2 protein-coding genes are annotated in these 2,614 nt (G+C 74.6%); one reads left to right on the top strand and one right to left on the bottom strand.

What is annotated here, in order from left to right:
• Nucleotides 1–157: DUF2510 domain-containing protein (locus tag G6556_RS18230; protein ID WP_166944489.1), on the bottom strand; the 157-nt coding region annotated here is incomplete at its 3' end.
• Between the two features lie 199 nt (nt 158–356).
• Here G6556_RS18230 and G6556_RS18225 point away from each other — a divergent pair.
• A complete protein-coding gene (locus G6556_RS18225) occupies nt 357–2,582 on the top strand; it encodes a glycoside hydrolase domain-containing protein (protein WP_166944487.1) in 2,226 nt (741 codons plus the stop codon).
• Nucleotides 2,583–2,614 lie beyond the last annotated feature (32 nt).

Genomic DNA, 2,614 nt, shown 5'->3' with positions numbered 1-2,614 from the left:
CGCCGGACCCCGCGGCGGCGGACAGCGCTGCGGCCTGCGCCGCGGGGTCCGGCGCGGTGTGCTCGGTCCAGGCGGCGCCGTCGAACCAGCGCAGCACCCCGGGGGTCACCCCGTCGGGGTACCACCCGGCGGACGGGAGCGGCAGCGCCTCGGTCATGCCCTCCCTCTCGGCCGGTCGGGGCCGCGGGATGACCCGGCGGGCCCCCGGTCCCCCGTTCGGACCAGTCGGCCGGCGGCTCGGGCACCCGAACCCGCTGGCGCGCCGTAACCGTCCGGACACCTTCCGCGCGTACGGTCCCCTCCACCGGTCGCGCCGACGCGCCCGGACGGCCGGACCCGACGGGAGGTGACGCGAGGTGTTCGAGCACGTCGACCCGTTCATCGGCACCGAGGCCACCGCGCTGCCGCCGCAGTCCGGGCTCGCCGCCACGTGGTGGTGGCCGAAGCCGCAGGTCGGCAACACGCACCCCGGCGCGACGTACCCGCTGGGCATGGTGAGCGCCTGCGCGTACTCCGGCGCGTACCCGACGGGCTACGGCCGGTACGACCTGTCGACCGAGGGCCTGCCGCCCGCGCTGCACGCGACCCAGCGCGCGTCCGGGTTCACGCACTTCCAGCAGTCCGGCACCGGCGCGATCCGCAAGTACTACAACTACGTGCGCGTCACCCCGATGCTGCAGCCGCTCGACGACCTCGGGCAGCTCTGGGAGGTCTCGGACGAGCGCGCCGAGCCCGGGTACTACGCGGCGACCCTCGACTCCGGCATCCGGTGCGAGGTCACCGTCGGGCCGAAGTCGGCGGTGCACCGGTACACGTTCCCCGCGCACCGGGACGCGCGGCTCGTGATCGACCTCAGCCTCGGCGGACTGGACATCCCCTACGGCCGGACGGTGCCGCTGCGGGCGCACCTGGAGTCGGTCGAGCCCGGGGTCGCGCAGGGCGAGATCACCGTCGAGGGCGCGCCGCTCGCCGTGCACGTCGAGTGCGACACCCCGCACTGGCGCCAGCTGCTCTGGTACGACCGTCGCCTGATGCCGGGCGGCACCCGCCTCGACTTCGACCGGATCCGCCCGACGACGCTGCGCCCGTTCGGCCTCATGTGGGCCGGCCCGACCGAGCCGGGGCAGGTCGTCGAGCTGCGGTTCGGCTTCTCGCTGCGCGGGGTCGAGCAGGCGCGCGCCAACCTGGTGCGCGAGTGCGGCCCCGGGCCGTCGTCGTTCACCGAGCGCCGGGCGCGCACGGCCCACGAGTGGCGCCGCCAGCTCGGCAAGGTGCAGGTCGACACCCCGGACGCCGGCAAGCAGACCGTGCTGTCCACGGCGCTGTACCACTCGCTGATCAAGCCGTGCCTCGCGCCGGACGAGAGCCCGTTCTGGCCGACCGACACCCCGTTCGCGTACGACATCGCGACGATGTGGGACATCTACCGCACCCAGCTGCCGCTGCTGACCGCGCTGGTGCCGGACAAGGCGGTCGAGCTGGCGACCGCGATCCTGCACATCGCCGAGGAGGAGGGGAACTTCCCGATCGGCTACCGGATGGCCCGCGGCGCCGACCGGTTCTCCCGGCAGGGCAGCGCCCTCGCGCACACGTTCCTGGCCGACCTGTGCGCGCTCGGGCTGCCGTTCGACTGGGACTGGGCGCTGGTGCACCTGCACAACGACCTGCGCCGGACGTACGGCGAGGAGTTCCTGCTGCACGGCCGGACCCACCCGATCAGCCACACGCTCGACGTCGCGTTCGGGTACTTCTGCACCGCCGTCATCGCCCGGCAGGTCGGCGACCGCACGCTGCTCGACCAGTTCGCGCCGCTCGCCGGGCGGTGGCGGAACGCCTTCGACCCCGCGACCGGGCTGCTGCGCGACTCCACGTTCTACGAGGGCGGCCGGTGGAACTACTCGTTCCGGCTGCTGCACGACATGGCGGCGCGGATCGACCTGGCGGGCGGCGACGACGCGTTCGTCGGGCTGCTCGACCGGTTCTTCGGGTACGGGGCCGAGCCGGTGAAGCAGCCCGGCCTGGCGCCGTCCGAGGACGAGATGCTCGCGGGCTACGCGCTGCACCGGTTCGAGGGCCTGAACAACGAGCCGGACATGGAGGCGCCCTGGGCGTACCAGTACGCCGGCCGACCCGACCGCACCGCCGAGGTGGTGCACGCCGTGACGCAGCAGCAGTTCGGCACCGGCCGCGGCGGCCTGCCCGGCAACGACGACTCCGGCGGCCTGTCGTCCTGGTACGTGTGGGCGTCCCTCGGGCTGTTCCCGGTCGCCGGGCAGAACCTGTTCCTGGTCAACGCACCCGCGTGGCGCGAGGCCCGGATCGACGTGGGCGGGAAGCCGTTCACGGTGGAGACCAGCGGATTCGTCGAACCCGAACCCGACGGGCCGGTCCAGTACGTGCAGCGCGTGCGGCTGGACGGGGTGGAGCTCGACCGCACCTGGCTGACCGGGACCGAGCTGCACGCCGGGGGGCGGCTGCAGGTCGACCTCGGGCCCGCGCCCGGGCCCTGGACCGGAGCCGGCCGACCCCCCTCGCTCAGCACCACCGGACCCGGGGCGCCCCTCCCGGGCGTCCGCGCCTGACGCCCGGGAGGGGCGCCCCGGGTCCGGTGGTG

It is taken from the genome of Cellulomonas sp. IC4_254 (assembly GCF_011603975.1).
Classification (GTDB): Bacteria; Actinomycetota; Actinomycetes; order Actinomycetales; family Cellulomonadaceae; genus Cellulomonas.
The sequence above is the reverse complement of the archived record's forward strand: the minus strand, read 5'-3'. Positions and strand labels throughout refer to the sequence as shown.